Source organism: Blastomonas sp. AAP53 (assembly GCF_000331245.1).
Taxonomy (GTDB): Bacteria; Pseudomonadota; Alphaproteobacteria; order Sphingomonadales; family Sphingomonadaceae; genus Blastomonas.
Window position 1 is genome coordinate 412,408 of sequence record NZ_ANFZ01000006.1, and the last position, 15,140, is coordinate 427,547.

A 15,140-nucleotide genomic window follows, 5' to 3' on the forward strand; every position below is an offset into this window, starting at 1 on the left:
GTAAGGTTGTGGCAGCCGAGTCAGGCAAAATCGACCCAATGCACCAGTTCGAAATCGCGCCCGTTTTCTCGGGTGGTTTCGACATTGCGGGGCAGACCATCGCCTTCACCAACAGCGCCATGTGGATGCTGTTGACGCTGGTGGCATTGTGGGTGTTCATGCAGGGCGGCATGAAGCGTGAGCTGGTGCCCGGTCGCTGGCAGCTGATGGTCGAGAGCTTTACCGGCTTTATCGACGACATGCTGGTCGCCAACATCGGTGCCGAGGGCCGCAAATACGCGCCTTATGTCTTTTCGCTGTTCATGTTCATCCTGTTCGCCAACATCCTCGGCCTGCTGCCGATCGGCGTGTTTGGCGGTCATCCCTTCACCGTGACCAGCCATCTGACGATCACCGGCGTGCTCGCCATCGTCAGCTTCGCGATCGTGCTGATCGTCGGTTTCAGCCGTCATGGCTTCCACTTCTTCTCGCTGTTCGTGCCGCACGGCACGCCGCTGCCGATGATCCCGTTCATCTTCCTCGTTGAACTGCTGTCCTTCCTGGTCCGCCCGTTCAGCCTGGGTCTGCGACTGTTCGTTGCGATGACCGCCGGGCATATCCTGCTGAAGGTGCTCGCAGGCTTCGTGATCAACTCGACCAACGCCGGCGTCGGCTATGGCCTGATGGTCGGCCTGCCCAGCCTGACGCTGATGGTCGGGATCAGCGCGCTCGAAATTCTGGTCGCGGTTGTCCAGGCCTATGTCTTTGCGCTGCTCACCTCGCTGTACATCAACGACGCGGTGAACCTGCATTAAGCTTTTCTTTTCGCTACAATCTTTCCATCACACAAGTTTCCTAAGGAGTAATATTATGGACGCAGAAGCTGCAAAGTTGATCGGTGCCGGTCTGGCTGCAATCGGTGCCGGCATGGCCGCTATCGGTGTGGGTAACGTGTTTGGTTCGTTCCTGGAAAGCGCACTGCGCAACCCGGCAGCAGCCGATGGCCAGCAGGGCCGCCTCTTCATCGGCTTCGCCGCTGCCGAACTTCTCGGTCTGCTGGCGTTCGTCGTGGCGATGATCCTGATCTTCGTTGCCTGATTATTCGTGAAACGGGGCCGGCCTGTCGCCGGTCCCGTTTCGCACCTTCAAGATTCTGATCCACGGATAGCTTTGATATGCCCCAGATTGACCAGATCATGTCCACCTACGGGTCCCAGTTCTTTTGGCTGGTGATCACGTTTGGGCTGATTTATTTTGTAATCGGGCGTTCGATGCTGCCGAAGATCCAGGGCACGGTCGATCTGCGCAAGGGTAAGATCGCCGGTGATCTGGCCGCTGCCCGCGCTGCCCATGCCCGTGCCGACGAGATCGAGGAAGAGTATCGTCAGGCGCATGCTCGTGCCCGCGATGCGGCGCTCGCCGTGACGGCCGAAGCCAAGGCCAAGGGCGCTCGCGAGGCGGAAGTCCGGGTGCGGGATGCCGATGTCGGCATCGCATCGCATCTGGCCGAAGCCGAAGGTGCCATTGCGGCACAGCAGGCAGCCGCTCTGACCGAGATCGAAGCCGTGGCGGTGGAAGCCGCCCAGGATATCGTCGCCCGGCTGACGCCGGCAAAGATCACCAAGCCGCAGGTCAACCGTGCGGTCAAGGGAGCACTGGCCGATGCTTGACCTCATCATCCTCGCGTCCGAAGCCGGCGAGCATGCCGATCCTTCGATCGGCGGCGTGCATCTGCTCAACGCCACCTTCTTCGTCTCGGCGGCGATGCTGATCCTGATCGGCATTGTCCTCTACAAGAAGGTCCCGGCGCTGATCGGTGCCTCGCTCGATCGCAAGATCGCCAGCATCAAGGCGGAACTCGACGAGGCCCAGGCCTTGCGTGCGGATGCCGAGCGTCTGCGCGGCGAATATGAGGCCAAGCTGGCTGCGGCAACGCAGGAAGCCGCCGACATGAACGCCCGCGCCGAAGCCGAGGCCGAAGCCGTTCTCGCCAAGGCCCGCACCGATGCGGAAAACCTGATCGCGCGCCGCCAGAAGATGGCGACCGACAAGATCGCCGCCGCCGAGCGTGCGGCCGTCGCCGAAATCCGCAGCAAGGTTGCCCGCGCTGCCACCGGTGCCGCGGCTGCGCTGATTGCCGAAAACCACAATGCCGACGCCGACAAGGCGCTGGTCGATCATACCGTGGCCGAACTGGGCACGCGTCTGAACTGATCCTGTTTCCCTCTCCCTGCGTGGGAGAGGGATCGGTTTTGCCATGTGCTAAACCATTGACCTGCCGCCATCGTCACGCCACATCACGCGCACCATGGCAGGCCGTCCCGCACATCCCAATGACAGCAATCCGCGCGCACCCGACCGCTTTCTGGAGGAAGCGGCGACGTACAGCGTGCGCGGGGCTGATACGCCCGACCTCGACGTCGGTGTCGCTGCCATCCGCAACACGCTGAAATCACTGCCGACGCGGCCTGGTGTCTACCGGATGCTCGATGCACGCGGCGATGTGCTCTATGTCGGCAAGGCGCGGATGCTCAAGAACCGGGTGACCAACTATACCCAGGTCGACAAGTTGCCGCGCCGGTTGCAGCGGATGGTGTCGCTCACCCGGTCAATGCTGATCGTCACCACCAACAGCGAGGCCGAGGCATTGCTGCTCGAGGCACAGCTGATCAAGCGCTATCGCCCGGCGTACAACGTGCTGCTGCGCGACGACAAGAGCTTCCCCTACATCCTGCTGCGCGAGGACCACGACTTCCCGCGCATGTCCAAATATCGCGGCGCGCAGAAGTACAAGGGCCAGTATTTCGGCCCCTTCGCCAGCGCCGGATCGGTGACCAGCACATTGAATTCGCTGCAGAAGCTGTTCCTGCTGCGCTCGTGCTCGGACAGCTTTTTCGCCAACCGATCGCGGCCCTGCCTGCTGTACCAGATCAAGCGCTGCTCGGCGCCGTGCGTGGACCGGATCAGCAAGGCGGATTACGCTGCGCTTGTCGGCGATGCGCGCGCGTTCCTCACCGGCAAGTCGACCGACGTTCAGGCCAAATTGGGCGCGCGGATGGAGGCGGCGGCGCAGGCGCTCGATTTCGAGAGTGCGGCGGCCTATCGCGACCGATTGAAGGCTTTGACCTTCATTCAGGGCAGCCAGGCGGTCAACGCGAACGGGATTGCCGATGCCGATGTGTTTGCGATGGCGAGCCAGGGCGGCACGGTCTGCATCCAGGCGTTCTTCATCCGCGCCGGGCAGAACTGGGGCCATCGCAGCTTCTTCCCCGCGCATGTTCAGGAGCTCGACGAGGCCGAGATCCTCACCAGCTTCCTGATGCAATTCTATCAGGACATGCCGCCGCCGCGGCTGATCCTCACCGATCGCACGCCGTTCGAATGCGATCTGGTGGTCGAGGCGCTGTCGGCCAACATGACGCACAAGCTCGAACTGCTGGTGCCCCAGCGCGGCGAGCGCAAGCGGCTGATCGAGCAGGCGCAGCGCAATGCGCTCGAGGAACTGCAGCGCCGCGTCGCCGAGAGCGCCAGCCAGACGAAGTACCTCGCCGAGATGGCCGATCTGTTCGGGCTCGACGGCCCACCTGATCGCATCGAGGTCTATGACAACAGCCATATCCAGGGTACCAATGCGCTTGGCGCGATGGTGGTCGCGGGGCCGGAGGGCTTCCGCAAGGCGGCGTATCGCAAGTTCAACATCAAGCGCGCCGAAACCGTGCCGGGCGATGATTATGCGATGATGCGCGAGGTATTCGAGCGCCGCTTTGCCCGCGCGCAGACCGACGATCCCGATCGCAGCGGCGGCGACTGGCCCGATCTGGTGCTGGTCGATGGCGGCAAGGGCCAGTTGAACGCGGCGATGGAGGCGCTCGCGGTGCTGGGTATCGACGATGTCGCATTGGTCGGCGTCGCCAAGGGGCCGGATCGCAACGCGGGCCGCGAGACCTTCTTCCTGCCCGATGGCAAGGAGTTCACGCTACCGACCAACAGCCCGGTGCTGTTCTATCTCCAGCGGCTGCGCGACGAGGCCCACCGCTTCGCCATCGGCGCGCACCGCACCAAGCGCAAGAAGGCGATGACCAGCAGCCCGCTCGACGAGGTGCCCGGCATCGGCCCCGCACGCAAGCGTGCGCTGCTGATGCACTTCGGCACCGCCAAGGCGGTGCGCAGCGCCAGCCTTCAGGACCTGCAAAAGGCCCCCGGCGTGTCGAAGGCGATGGCGCAGCTGGTCTATGACTATTTCCGGGGATGATGTAACTCAGCTACACTGTTAAGTGTTATGGGGTCGTCTGATGGGTCTCGACATAATGGTTGGATGGCTAGCGCAGAACCGGCGCTGCCTCGCAGACGAGGAGTTCCGGTCGCTGTTCGAGCCTTTCGATTCGCTGAATGAGGTGTTGGTAGAAGGCGGTGCGCCACCACACCACGAGCCGCTCGACGTTGCCGACGATGATGTGTTCGAAGCGCAGATGTGGGGCTATAACGGTCTCCGCATGGTTCGTCGCGTTGCGGCGCACTGGGCTTTGGAGGGGAGGTTGCCTCCGCCAATCGCATACGACGAAGTCGATGAAGTACCGGTTCTAGACCAGCTGTATGCGGCACATAACGAGTTTATGGCCCGAGAATCTTCGCGCGGGCTATTGTCGCGTTTTGCCAAATCTAAGCCTGCACCAGCTTTCGCCCAACTTCTGTTGCACTCCGATTGTGAAGGCTTTTATCTGCCGCGCCGGATGGATAGGGTAATCTTCGATAGCGGCGATCCCCAGCGGGAAGGCGTTGGCTACATGGTCGGTTCCGCGCCCCTGCTGTGGGAAGAGTGTCAATTGTTGGCTTCATGCATTGACCTCCCTGAGGGGCTCGACACACAGGACGAGCAACTTTGGGAATTTGCCGACAGGCCTTCGAAGACGGGGCCTCTCTGGCAACAATACGGCGTAGAAGCATACTGTCTGACGGTCCTGATGCGAGCCACCGAGGCATCTGCTCGGCTGGGAGCTGCAGTCCAGTTCGTTTGATCAGCCAAGGTGCTAGTTTGTGAGTAATGACTGGGCTTTTACTGGTCCATTTTCGATGAGATTGCGCAGGGACCCCTGTCCATTTTCTGCCGCACAGTTACGATGCAAGCGGCCTTTCATAAGGTCGTATGAAGCGAAAATCTGGATCTTTCGGTGGACAAATCGACCGACACGCAACGCGTAAGCCTCAAAATGCCTCCGGAGCTGCCTGAAAGGCTCGATCGGGCGGCAAGCAGGCGCGGCGTGTCTTTGCAATCCCTGATCAAGGTGTGGATTGGCGATAAGCTGGATCAACTTGCCGACCTGCGCTAGGGCGTTTAAATGCCCATAATCCGCACCCCCGCGATCGTCTGCACGGTGCGAAAGCATGGCGAGCATGGGGCGGTGGCGCGGCTGTTTACGCCCGAGCATGGCCTGCAGGCAGGCTATGTGCAGGGCGGGCGGTCGACAGCGATGCGCCCCGTGCTGATGCCTGCCAATCTGGTGACCGCAGAGCTGCGCAGTCGCTCGCCCGATCAGCTTGCCAGCCTGACGGTCGAGCTTTCCACCAGCCGCGCGCCTTATTATGCCGAGCCGCTGGCGGCGGCGGCGTTCGAGTGGGTGACGTTGCTGACCGCGACGGTCGCGCCCGATGATCAGCCTTTCCCCCGGCTCTATGCCGCGCTGGCCGCGCTGCTCGAACTGGTTTGTGTTGCCCCCTCGGCGCGCTGGTGGGCGCAGGCGATGGTGCGGTATGAGGCGCTGCTGCTCGCCGAACTCGGATTCGGGCTCGATTTGCAACGCTGTGCGGTCACCGGCGAGCGCGAGGATCTGGCCTATGTCAGCCCGCGCACCGGGCGCGCGGTGTCGCTGCACGCCGCCGGAGTCTATGCCGAAAAGCTGCTGGTGCTGCCCGCGTTCATGACCAGTGATGCCGAGCCCGATTGGGAGCAGCTGCTGCAGGGCTTTGCACTCACCGGGCATTTCATCGAGCGTCAGTTCTTTGCCGAACGCCGTGCCGATCCGCTGGCGGCGCGGGTGATGATGATCGACCGCTTGAGGCGGATCGCGGGCTGATCGCTCGCTTCGCGCAAAACAATGTTGCCTGAATGCGCCGCCGGACGCTATGCGCGCGGCGATCACAGACAGGAACACGACATGAAAATTGCAATTCTCCCCGGCGACGGCATCGGTCCGGAAATCATGGCCGAGGCCGTCCGCGTGCTGCGCGCGCTCAACCTGCCGGGTGTGGAATTGCACGATGGCCTTGTCGGCGCCGCGGCCTGGCGCGTCCACGGCCACCCGCTGCCCCCCGAGACGCTCGCGTTGATGCACGAGAGCGATGCCCTGCTGTTCGGCGCGGTGGGCGATCCCGCCTGCGATGGCCTGGAGCGGCATCTGCGCCCCGAACAGGCGGTGCTGGGGATGCGCAAGGAGTTGGGGCTATTCGCCAACCTGCGCCCCGCCAAGGTGTTTCCGGGGCTGGAGGCGCATAGCTCGCTGCGGCCCGAGGTCGCGGGCGCGATCGACCTGATGATCGTGCGCGAACTCAATGGCGATGTGTATTTCGGCGAGAAGGGGATGCGCACCACCAGCGACGGTCAGCGTGAGGGCTATGACATCATGTCCTATAGCGAAAGCGAGGTGCGCCGCATCGCGCATGTCGCGTTCCGCACCGCGCAAGGTCGTTCGGGACGGCTGTGCTCGGTCGACAAGGCCAATGTGCTAGAAACCTCGCAGCTTTGGCGTGATGTGATGATCGAGGTGGCGGCGGAATATCCCGATGTCACGCTCGAGCACATGTATGTCGACAACGCCGCGATGCAGCTGGTCCGCGCACCGGGCAAGTTCGACACCATCGTCACCGGCAACCTGTTCGGCGACATATTGTCCGACCAGGCGAGCATGTGCGTCGGCTCTATCGGCCTTCTTGCCTCGGCGTCGCTGGGCGCGGAGCAGACCGCGTTCGGCACCAAGGGCGCGTACGAACCGATCCACGGCAGCGCACCCGACATCGCGGGCAAGGGCCTCGCCAATCCGGTCGCGATGATCCTGTCGGCTGCGATGATGCTGCGCCACAGCTTCGGGCTGGAGGCAGAGGCCGCGCGGATCGAGTCGGCGGTGGCGACTGCGCTCAACGCAGGCGCGCTGGGCGCGGATCTCGGCGGGACGATGGGCACGGTCGCGATCGGTGACGCGGTGCTCGCGGCGCTGGGCTGATCTCTACTGGCCTGATCTTTACTGGGTCGCAACCCACCAGAGGTGACCCGCCGGATCGCGAAAACCGCCCCTGAGATCATCGTCGGCGGCTTTGCGTATCGGCGGCTGAACCGCCTCAGCCCCTGCCGCCATCGCGCGATCGTAAACGGCCTGAGCGTCTGCGACATAGACATGGAGATGGACCTCCGCCGACAGATAGTCTGTCGCGCCGCCGCCTATCATCACTATGCTATCGTCGATCCGCACCTCGCCGTGCATCAGCGAACCATCGGGTCGGTCAAAGCGGCGAAGGAGTGACGCGCCAAAAACCGCTATCAGAAAGTATATCACCCGTTCGGGTTCAGGACAGATCAAATAGGGACTCACCGATGGGTAGCTTGGGGGTTTCCAGTCTCTCATGCCCGCTCCATTCTGCATGGTCGGTTGACGCCTGAATGATAGCGCAGAGCCCGTCCAGATACCACTGAACATCCTATATCGCGGGAGAGTGGAGGCGGCTCAACCTCGTTCGCGCGCCACTTCGCGCCAGCCGATGTCTCGGCGGCAGAAGCCGGTGGGGAAGGTGATGGCATCGACTGCTGCATAGGCGGCGGTCTGCGCCTCGGTCACGCAGCTGCCGGTACCGGTGACGTTGAGCACGCGGCCACCATTGGCGACCAATGCGCCGTCCTTCAGCGCGGTGCCTGCGTGGAACACCTTCGCGTCGCCCACATCGCCCAGCGTGATCGCGCCGCCCTTTTCGGGGGTGCCGGGATAGCCCTTGGCGGCCATTACCACGGTCAGCGCATAGTCGCCCGAAAACCGGGGAGCGGGGCAGTTTGCCAGCTCGCCCTTTGCGGTCGCGAGGAGCAATTCGGCCAGATCACTCTGCAGACGGGTCATCAGCACCTGGCACTCGGGATCGCCGAAGCGGCAATTGTATTCAATCAGCTTGGGCCCTTCGCTGGTCAGCATCAGCCCGGCGAACAGCACGCCCGAATAGGGCATGCCCTCGGCGGCGAGCGTCGCGACGGTCGGCGCAATGATCCGCTCCATCACCTGGGCTTCTAGCTCGGCGGTCAGCACCGGCGCGGGGCTGTACGCACCCATGCCCCCGGTGTTGGGCCCGGTATCGCCTTCACCCACCCGTTTATGGTCCTGCGCCGATCCGAACGCGACGATCGCGCTGCCATCGGTAATCGCAAAGAAGCTCGCCTCTTCGCCGGTCATGAACTCCTCGATGACCACCTCGGCTCCGGCCTCGCCGAAGGCACCCGCGAACATATGACCAATCGCGTCGTCCGCTTCCTCGGCGGTCTCGGCGATGATCACGCCCTTGCCCGCAGCCAGGCCATCGGCCTTGATCACCACCGGCAGGTCGAAATCGGCGAGCGCCGCACGCGCCTCTGCCGCATGGCTGGCGCGGACATAGCGTGCGGTCGGGATGTCGGCGCGGTCGCACAGCGCCTTGGTGAACCCCTTGGAGCCTTCCAGCTGCGCCGCTTTCGCGGACGGTCCGAAAACGGGCACTCCGGCGGCGCGCAGACTGTCTGCCAGGCCATCGACCAGCGGCGCTTCGGGGCCGATGACGACCAGGCCAATGGTTTGCTCGGCACAGAATGCCGCAGCTGCTGCATGATCGGTCACGGCGAGGTCGACACAGGTCGCATGCTCTGCGATGCCCGGATTGCCCGGCGCGGCGAAGATGCTTTCGACCTGCGGGGATTGCGCCAATTTCCAGCACAGGGCATGTTCGCGTCCGCCGCTCCCCACCAACAGGATATTCATGCCCGACCCCTTTTCAGATGATGCCAATTCGCGTTCGGGCGGGCTGTTAGCCCAGATGGCGGCGGGCGACAACGCCCCGCCGCTGTCAGTTTCGGAAATCTCGAACGCATTGAAGCGCATGGTCGAGGATCGTTTCGGGCATGTGCGGATTCGAGGCGAGATTTCGGGGTTCAAGCGTGCCGCATCGGGGCATTGCTATCTGGCGCTGAAGGACGACAAGGCGGTCATCGACGGGATCATCTGGAAGGGCACCGCGCAGCGGCTGAACTTTGCGCCCGAAGACGGGCTCGACGTCATCGCCACCGGCAAGCTGACGACCTTCCCGGGCCGCTCGAAGTATCAGATCACCATCGAATCGCTCGAGCTCGCGGGCGAAGGCGCGCTGATGCAGCTGTTCGAGAAGCTGAAGGCGCGGCTGGCGGGCGAGGGGCTGTTCGACCAGCAGCGCAAGCGCCCGCTGCCGTTTCTGCCGCGCACCATCGGCGTGGTGACTTCGCCGACCGGCTCGGTGATCCGCGATATCCTCCACCGGCTGGCCGACCGCTTCCCCAGCCATGTGCTGGTCTGGCCGGTGCTGGTGCAGGGCGAGGGCGCTGCGGCGCAGGTGGCAGCGGCGGTGCGCGGCTTCGGCGCGATGCCGATAGCCGAGAGGCCCGACCTCTTGATCGTCGCGCGCGGTGGCGGCTCGATCGAGGACCTTTGGGCGTTCAATGAAGAGCCGGTGGTCCGCGCGATCGCCGAGAGCGGCATCCCGGTGATTTCCGCGGTGGGGCATGAGACTGACACCACGCTTGCCGATTTCGCCGCCGACCGCCGCGCGCCGACGCCGACTGCTGCAGCCGAGATGGCGGTGCCGGTGCGCGCCGATCTGCTCGCGGGTCTTGGCGAGCTCGGACTGCGTGCCACGCGGGCGATCAACCGCAGCCAGGCATTGGCGCGCGAGCGGCTCGAGGCGCGGGCGCAGAGGCTGCCCAAGCTGCAGGATCTGCTCAGCCCGCAACAGCAGCGCGCCGATGATCTGGGCGAACGGCTTCGCGCTGCACTGGGGCTGCGGCTCGCCGATGCGCGCGGCACTCTGGCGCGCGCGTCCGGCGCCCTGCGCCCGGCGGTGCTGGATGCCCGCGCCGGGCTGGCGCGCGAGCGGCTGGCGCGACTGACGCTCGATCCGGCGGTGCTGGAACGGATCACCAGGCGGGCAGGGGAAAGGCTTGCCGGGCTGGAGCGGGTGCTCGCGCAGCTTGATCCGGATGCGCCGCTGCAGCGCGGCTATGCGCGGGTGACCAGCGGCGATGGCCGAACCTTGATCGACAAGGCATCGGCAACGGGCGAGCCAGCGCTGACGCTGCATTTCCGCGATGGGACGCTCGATGTCGCGCCGGTCGATGGCGCGGTGCCGGCACCTGCGCCGCGCGCCAAGCCCAAGCCGTCCGAAGCGCGCCAGCCCAGCTTTCTGTGAACGGGCCCGTCCCGCAGATTTGCACCGGGGGCCACATTCGCTTATCCTGCGCCCAGAGTGGTTGCAGGCAGGGCGGGTCGCGTCTTGGTAAAGCTGCAATTCATACCCGATGGAGCAATTCGAAACGATGCTGATGTCCAACCGCGATCGCGCAGCCCGCGTGCACTATATGGCGAACGGCTTTCGCTTGCTCAGCGCCGGCGATCACGTGCTGTGCGCTGAAACCGGCCACAAGATCGATCTGGAAGAGCTGCGCTACTGGAGCGTCGAGCGGCAAGAGGCTTATGCCAGCTGCGAGATATCGGTGCGCGCCGCTCTGGGGCAGCGCTGATCCGATGATATGCGGGCGGCTTCTGGCTGGCGTGGCTGCGGTGATGCTCGCGGGTCCGGTGACGGCACAAACCACGCCTGCCAGGCCCCCAGTCCAAACCACCGCCAGCCAGGCCGATGGTCCGGACTTCCTCAAGCGGCCGTTTGGCACCATGCGTCCGCTCGCCAGCGGTATTCGCCTCGAGGGCGCACCAAGCCAGGGCGCATTGCTGCGCGGCACCGCGCCGCGCAATGTGACCGGGCTGGACCTTGACGGGGTCAAGGTACCGATCGCCGAAGATGGTGCATTCCTGCTGGGTTTCCATCGCGATGCCCCGTCGCTGGGCGTGCTGACCGTCAGCTTTGGCGATGGCGGTGTAGTGAGCGAACCCCTGGCGATCGAGCCGCGATCCTGGCGGGTCGAATATGTTGCCGTGGCTGCCCGCGGCGGTGTGCCCAGCGCAGCCTTCATGGCCCGGCGCAAGCCCGAACTGGACATGATTGCCGCCGCCCGGTTGCGCGCATCGGACAGCAGCGGCTGGCGTCAGCCGTTCATCTGGCCCGCGCAAGGACGCATTTCCGGCATCTTCGGTTCGCAGCGTGTCTATGCGGGCGAGCCAGGCAGCTTCCACAGCGGCGTTGATGTCGCCGGAGCAGCGGGAACGCCGGTCATCGCGCCGGCTGACGGCGTAGTCATCCTGGCCGCGCCGACGCCCTTCTCGCTGGAGGGCAACCTGCTGATGATCGACCACGGCATGGGGCTGAACAGCGCGTTTCTCCACCTGTCGGCTATCGATGTGAAAGATGGCGAGCGCGTGCGGCAGGGTCAGCAGATCGGCCGAATCGGCGCGACAGGCCGCGCCACGGGCCCACATCTCCACTGGAGCATGAAGTGGAACGACGCCAGAATCGACCCGCAACTTCTGGTGGGTCCGATGGGGGTGGTTCGGTAATTTTGTTACTTGCTCGTTTCTGAACAACTCGTAAATGTGTCATTCAGGTTACAGGGTCCCCCAAAAATGGCGGCGTATCGGGACGCTCGCTTTACAATATTTTTGCACTGCGGTTACCTGCCCTTAGGTCTGGGGAGACCGAAGGGTGTTACATCTGGTCGCGCTTCGACCCCTGATTGCTGTTTTTTTGCGGAAGAACCGGATTGGTTCGCACAGGGGTTGTCCAAAAATGAAGACATTTTCGCGTTTACGTGCTGGGGTCGCACCCGTAGTCGTCGGTTTTGTGCTCTTTTCGTCCATGCCAGCGCTCGCGCAGCAGACCGCTACGGATCGTGACGAGGCGGCAACCGAGCTTCCGCCAACTGCCGCTGCAGAAACCGAAGCTGCGATCGTGGTTACCGGCTCGCGTATTCGTCTGCCTGGGTTCGCCAGCACAGAACCGATCGTGACGGTCACGTCCGAATATGTTGAAGATCGCAACCTGACCAACATTGCCGACGCTCTCAACGAAATTCCCGGTTATCGCGGTTCGGTCACGCCCGACGGCGCGCAGGGTTCGTTTGGCCAGGGCGTCAACTTCATCAACGCGTTCGGACTGGGCTCGAACCGTTCGTTGACGCTGATCAACGGTCGCCGCGTGGTATCGTCCAACGTCGCCACCATTTTCGGCAATGCTGCTCCTGGAACACAGGTCGATCTCAACATCATTCCGACGATTCTCGTTGACCGTGTTGACCGCGTGGCCATTGGCGGCGCACCTGTATACGGGTCTGACGCCATTGCTTCGACCGTCAACGTCATTCTGAAAAAGCGCTACACCGGCCTCGATCTGCGTGCGACATCGGGCATCACCGAAGAAGGCGACAACTTCCGCATCAACGTCAGCGCCGCTGGCGGTATCGAACTGTTCGGTGGCCGGGGTAACCTGACGGCAGCTGTCCAATATGAAAAGGTGAACGGCGTTCTTGCCAATGCCCGCGACTTCCTGCGTGCCAGCCCTGGCTTCGCGACCAACCCCTGCACCGTCGTTACGGCAGGCACCTGCACCACGGCCAACCTTGTCAGCACCATTCGCGGCCCTGCTGGTGCGACGATCGGCCTCAATGATGGCCGTGTGAATACCGGCATTGGTTTCAACAACAGCCAGACAGACGGTTTCCCCGGTTCGGTCCTGACGATCCGCAACGGCATTCCGTCGTTGTCGGTCAACGGCGTGATTGCCAATATCGGTGCCCTGCGCCCGCTAGACTTCAACGTGCAGTTCGCGCGCACGGGTGAACTGGTGCCCTTCAATCGCGGTACCCTGTTCGGCGGCCCGATCACGTCGGGGGCATCGCGTTCGTCCGCTGGCGATGGTTTCATCTTTGCCGACTTCAACCAGATCACCAGCGATGTCCGTCGTATTTCGGCCAATCTGTTCTTCAACTACGACGTGACTGACAATATCCGTTTCTTTGCCGAAGGCACGTTCTTCAACGGTCGTGGTAACGAACTCGTTCAGCAGCAGTCGTTCAACTCGACGCTGTTCGGCGGCGGCAGCGGCGCGTTGACGTTCTCTGTCGACAACCCCTTCCTGACCGCTCAGGCGCGCAACCTGCTGGTGGCCAACGGCTACCAGACGTTCCGCCTCAGCCGCGTCAACCTGGATTTGAATGACGGAACCGGTTCGTCTGACAACGACCTGTATCGCGGCGTCATCGGATTTGAAGGCGCATTCAAGATCGGGGATCGTGACTTCAACTTCGAAGTTTCGGGTAACTATGGACGCAACAACTTCACGGACTTCGGGCAGGATATCAACCAGCAGAACTTCGTGAATGCCGTAAACGTGACGACGGTCAATGGGCAGATTGTCTGCACGGCCACGCCCGCGGTTCTTGCAACCCCAGGCTTCACGCCTATCGCGGACCCCAACTGCCGCCCGTTGAACCTGTTTGGGCGCGGTGCACCTTCTGCAGAGGCTCTGGCCTATGTGATCCAGGACAATGTCGCGGAAAGCGTGCTGCAGCAGACGGTGATCAACGCCAACGTCGGCGGATCGCCATTCGACCTCTTCAACAACCCGATCGCTTTCAATATCGGTTATGAACACCGCGTTGAAGAAGCCACCTTCACGCCGAGCGCCTTCCAGCAGGCTGGTCGTGGCCGGTCGGTTGCCATTGCCCCCAACGGCGGCAAGTACACCTTGAACGAAGTGTTTGGGGAACTGCTGGTACCTTTCATCACGCCAAACAATGACTTCTTCATTCACAGCCTGGAAGGGTTCGCCCGCGGTCGTTACGTTGATAACACAGTCAATGGCGGGTTCTTCGCATGGTCTGCTGGTGGCTCGATTTCGCCGATCCAGGACATCACGTTCCGCGGCAATTTCACGCGTTCGTTCCGTGCGCCATCGATCACGGAACTGTTCTCGCCGGTGACGAACACCTTCGTGACCGTTCCTGACCTGTGCTCGACCGGTAACATCAACGCGGGTCCTGTTCCCGTAACGCGTGCGCGCAACTGCAACGCGTTTCTTGACCGGTTCCCAGATGCAACCCCTCTGGCTGCAGCGGTGGCAACTGTGCCGGGCCGCAACGGTGGCAATCCCAATCTGGGCAATGAAGAGGCTGACAGCTATACCTTTGGTGTAGTCCTGCAGCCGCGCTTCATTCGCGGACTGTCGATTGCGGTCGACTACCTGGATGTGAAAATCAACAATCCGATCGCCAGCTTGACCGTGGCCCAGATCGCGTCGGGTTGCTTCGACAACGAAGCGTTTGACGCAAGCGATCCGGCGAATGGCAACAACTTCTGCTCGTTCATCCGCCGCGATGCCAATGGTCAGGTACCGGCCGACCCCGCCAATCCGGCGGTGACTGCCGGCTTCGTCAACGGCCAGCGCATCTCCTTCAGCGGTATTCAGGGTGTCGTCGACTACCAGACCTCGCTTGAAGGCATCGGCATTCCCGGACAGCTTGGTCTGGGTGGTGACGTGTTCTACGTCCGTCGCCGGATCAACGACATCACCGGCGTGGCACCGTCTCGCACGGACGGCACCAATGCAACCGGGACGAACGATCCTGAATGGCAGGGCCAGTTCCGGTTCCGTTACACGAACAACGGGTTCGGGTTCATCACAAACGTGAACTATACCGGTGAACTCCTGACCTCACGTTTCAACCGTGGTCCTTCGCCGAACGACACGCGTGAATTCGACCAGTACAAGGATTTTGTCACGGTCGATGCCAGTGTGTTCGTCACGACGCCGGACGACTTCCGTCTGACCCTGTCGGTGACCAACCTGACGAACCGCGTGGGTCAGGAATATTTCGGCGTGATCATCCCCGCGTCCATCAACGACCGCTTCGGTCGCCGCTTTGCAGTGAGCGTTCAGAAGCAGTTCTGATCGGAATATCGATCAAAAAAAGGCGGCGCTCCTTTGGGGGCGCCGCCTTTCTTGTGTTTTTGTCAGCGGCCCTT

At 63.0% G+C, this 15,140-nt stretch carries 15 protein-coding genes; 13 read left to right on the forward strand and 2 right to left on the reverse strand.

Annotated elements, in window-relative coordinates; translation table 11 throughout:
* Positions 1-8 precede the first annotated feature (8 nt).
* The 9 genes from D618_RS0104910 (at position 9) to leuB (ending at position 7,193) form a co-directional block, all read left to right on the forward strand.
* Positions 9-794, forward strand: a complete 786-nt coding sequence (locus tag D618_RS0104910) for a F0F1 ATP synthase subunit A (RefSeq protein WP_017670379.1) — start codon at positions 9-11, stop codon at positions 792-794.
* Positions 795-849: 55 nt separating this feature from the next.
* Complete coding sequence (locus tag D618_RS0104915) at positions 850-1,077, forward strand: F0F1 ATP synthase subunit C (RefSeq protein WP_017670380.1); 228 nt, start codon at positions 850-852, stop codon at positions 1,075-1,077.
* 77 nt (positions 1,078-1,154) lie between these two features.
* Positions 1,155-1,649 carry a hypothetical protein gene (locus tag D618_RS0104920; RefSeq protein ID WP_017670381.1) on the forward strand — a complete coding sequence of 165 codons (495 nt, stop codon included), beginning with the start codon at positions 1,155-1,157 and terminating at the stop codon, positions 1,647-1,649.
* Entirely contained in the window at positions 1,642-2,193 is a 552-nt protein-coding gene (locus tag D618_RS0104925; RefSeq protein ID WP_017670382.1) for a hypothetical protein, read from the forward strand. Before D618_RS0104920 ends, D618_RS0104925 begins: the two co-directional genes overlap by 8 nt.
* 94 nt (positions 2,194-2,287) lie before the next feature.
* Positions 2,288-4,231 carry an excinuclease ABC subunit UvrC gene (uvrC, locus tag D618_RS0104930; RefSeq protein ID WP_017670383.1) on the forward strand — a complete coding sequence of 648 codons (1,944 nt, stop codon included), beginning with the start codon at positions 2,288-2,290 and terminating at the stop codon, positions 4,229-4,231.
* A 40-nt stretch (positions 4,232-4,271) separates the two neighbouring features.
* Positions 4,272-4,994: a hypothetical protein gene (locus tag D618_RS0104935; protein ID WP_017670384.1), complete on the forward strand. Its 723-nt coding sequence runs from the start codon at positions 4,272-4,274 to the stop codon at positions 4,992-4,994.
* A gap of 153 nt (positions 4,995-5,147) precedes the next feature.
* A complete protein-coding gene (locus D618_RS19830; protein ID WP_017670385.1) occupies positions 5,148-5,306 on the forward strand; it encodes a hypothetical protein in 159 nt (52 codons plus the stop codon).
* 9 nt (positions 5,307-5,315) lie between these two features.
* A complete protein-coding gene (gene recO, locus D618_RS0104945) occupies positions 5,316-6,050 on the forward strand; it encodes a DNA repair protein RecO (protein WP_017670386.1) in 735 nt (244 codons plus the stop codon).
* An 81-nt stretch (positions 6,051-6,131) separates the two neighbouring features.
* The gene (leuB, locus tag D618_RS0104950; RefSeq protein ID WP_026091308.1) at positions 6,132-7,193 is read left to right on the forward strand and encodes a 3-isopropylmalate dehydrogenase; all 1,062 of its coding nucleotides are present in this window, start codon (positions 6,132-6,134) and stop codon (positions 7,191-7,193) included.
* An 18-nt stretch (positions 7,194-7,211) separates the two neighbouring features.
* On the opposite strand, the gene D618_RS0104955 is transcribed toward leuB, so the two are convergent.
* Both D618_RS0104955 and purD read right to left on the reverse strand, forming a co-directional pair.
* Complete coding sequence (locus D618_RS0104955) at positions 7,212-7,664, reverse strand: VOC family protein (RefSeq protein WP_343207518.1); 453 nt, start codon at positions 7,662-7,664, stop codon at positions 7,212-7,214.
* Positions 7,665-7,691: 27 nt separating this feature from the next.
* Positions 7,692-8,960 carry a phosphoribosylamine--glycine ligase gene (gene purD, locus D618_RS0104960; protein WP_026091310.1) on the reverse strand — a complete coding sequence of 423 codons (1,269 nt, stop codon included), beginning with the start codon at positions 8,958-8,960 and terminating at the stop codon, positions 7,692-7,694.
* Between purD and xseA the strand changes: the two genes are divergently transcribed.
* The 4 genes from xseA to D618_RS0104980 all read left to right on the forward strand — a co-directional run bounded on the left by xseA (position 8,959) and on the right by D618_RS0104980 (position 15,066).
* Positions 8,959-10,416 (forward strand): exodeoxyribonuclease VII large subunit, encoded by a 1,458-nt coding sequence (gene xseA / locus D618_RS0104965; RefSeq protein WP_026091311.1) that lies wholly within the window; start codon positions 8,959-8,961, stop codon positions 10,414-10,416. The genes purD and xseA overlap by 2 nt on opposite strands.
* Before the next feature lie 127 nt (positions 10,417-10,543).
* Positions 10,544-10,747, forward strand: a complete 204-nt coding sequence (locus D618_RS0104970; RefSeq protein WP_026091312.1) for a DUF2093 domain-containing protein — start codon at positions 10,544-10,546, stop codon at positions 10,745-10,747.
* 151 nt (positions 10,748-10,898) lie between these two features.
* Positions 10,899-11,678, forward strand: a complete 780-nt coding sequence (locus tag D618_RS0104975; RefSeq protein ID WP_238550595.1) for a M23 family metallopeptidase — start codon at positions 10,899-10,901, stop codon at positions 11,676-11,678.
* 229 nt (positions 11,679-11,907) lie between these two features.
* Entirely contained in the window at positions 11,908-15,066 is a 3,159-nt protein-coding gene (locus tag D618_RS0104980; RefSeq protein ID WP_026091313.1) for a TonB-dependent receptor, read from the forward strand.
* Positions 15,067-15,140: the final 74 nt, after the last annotated feature.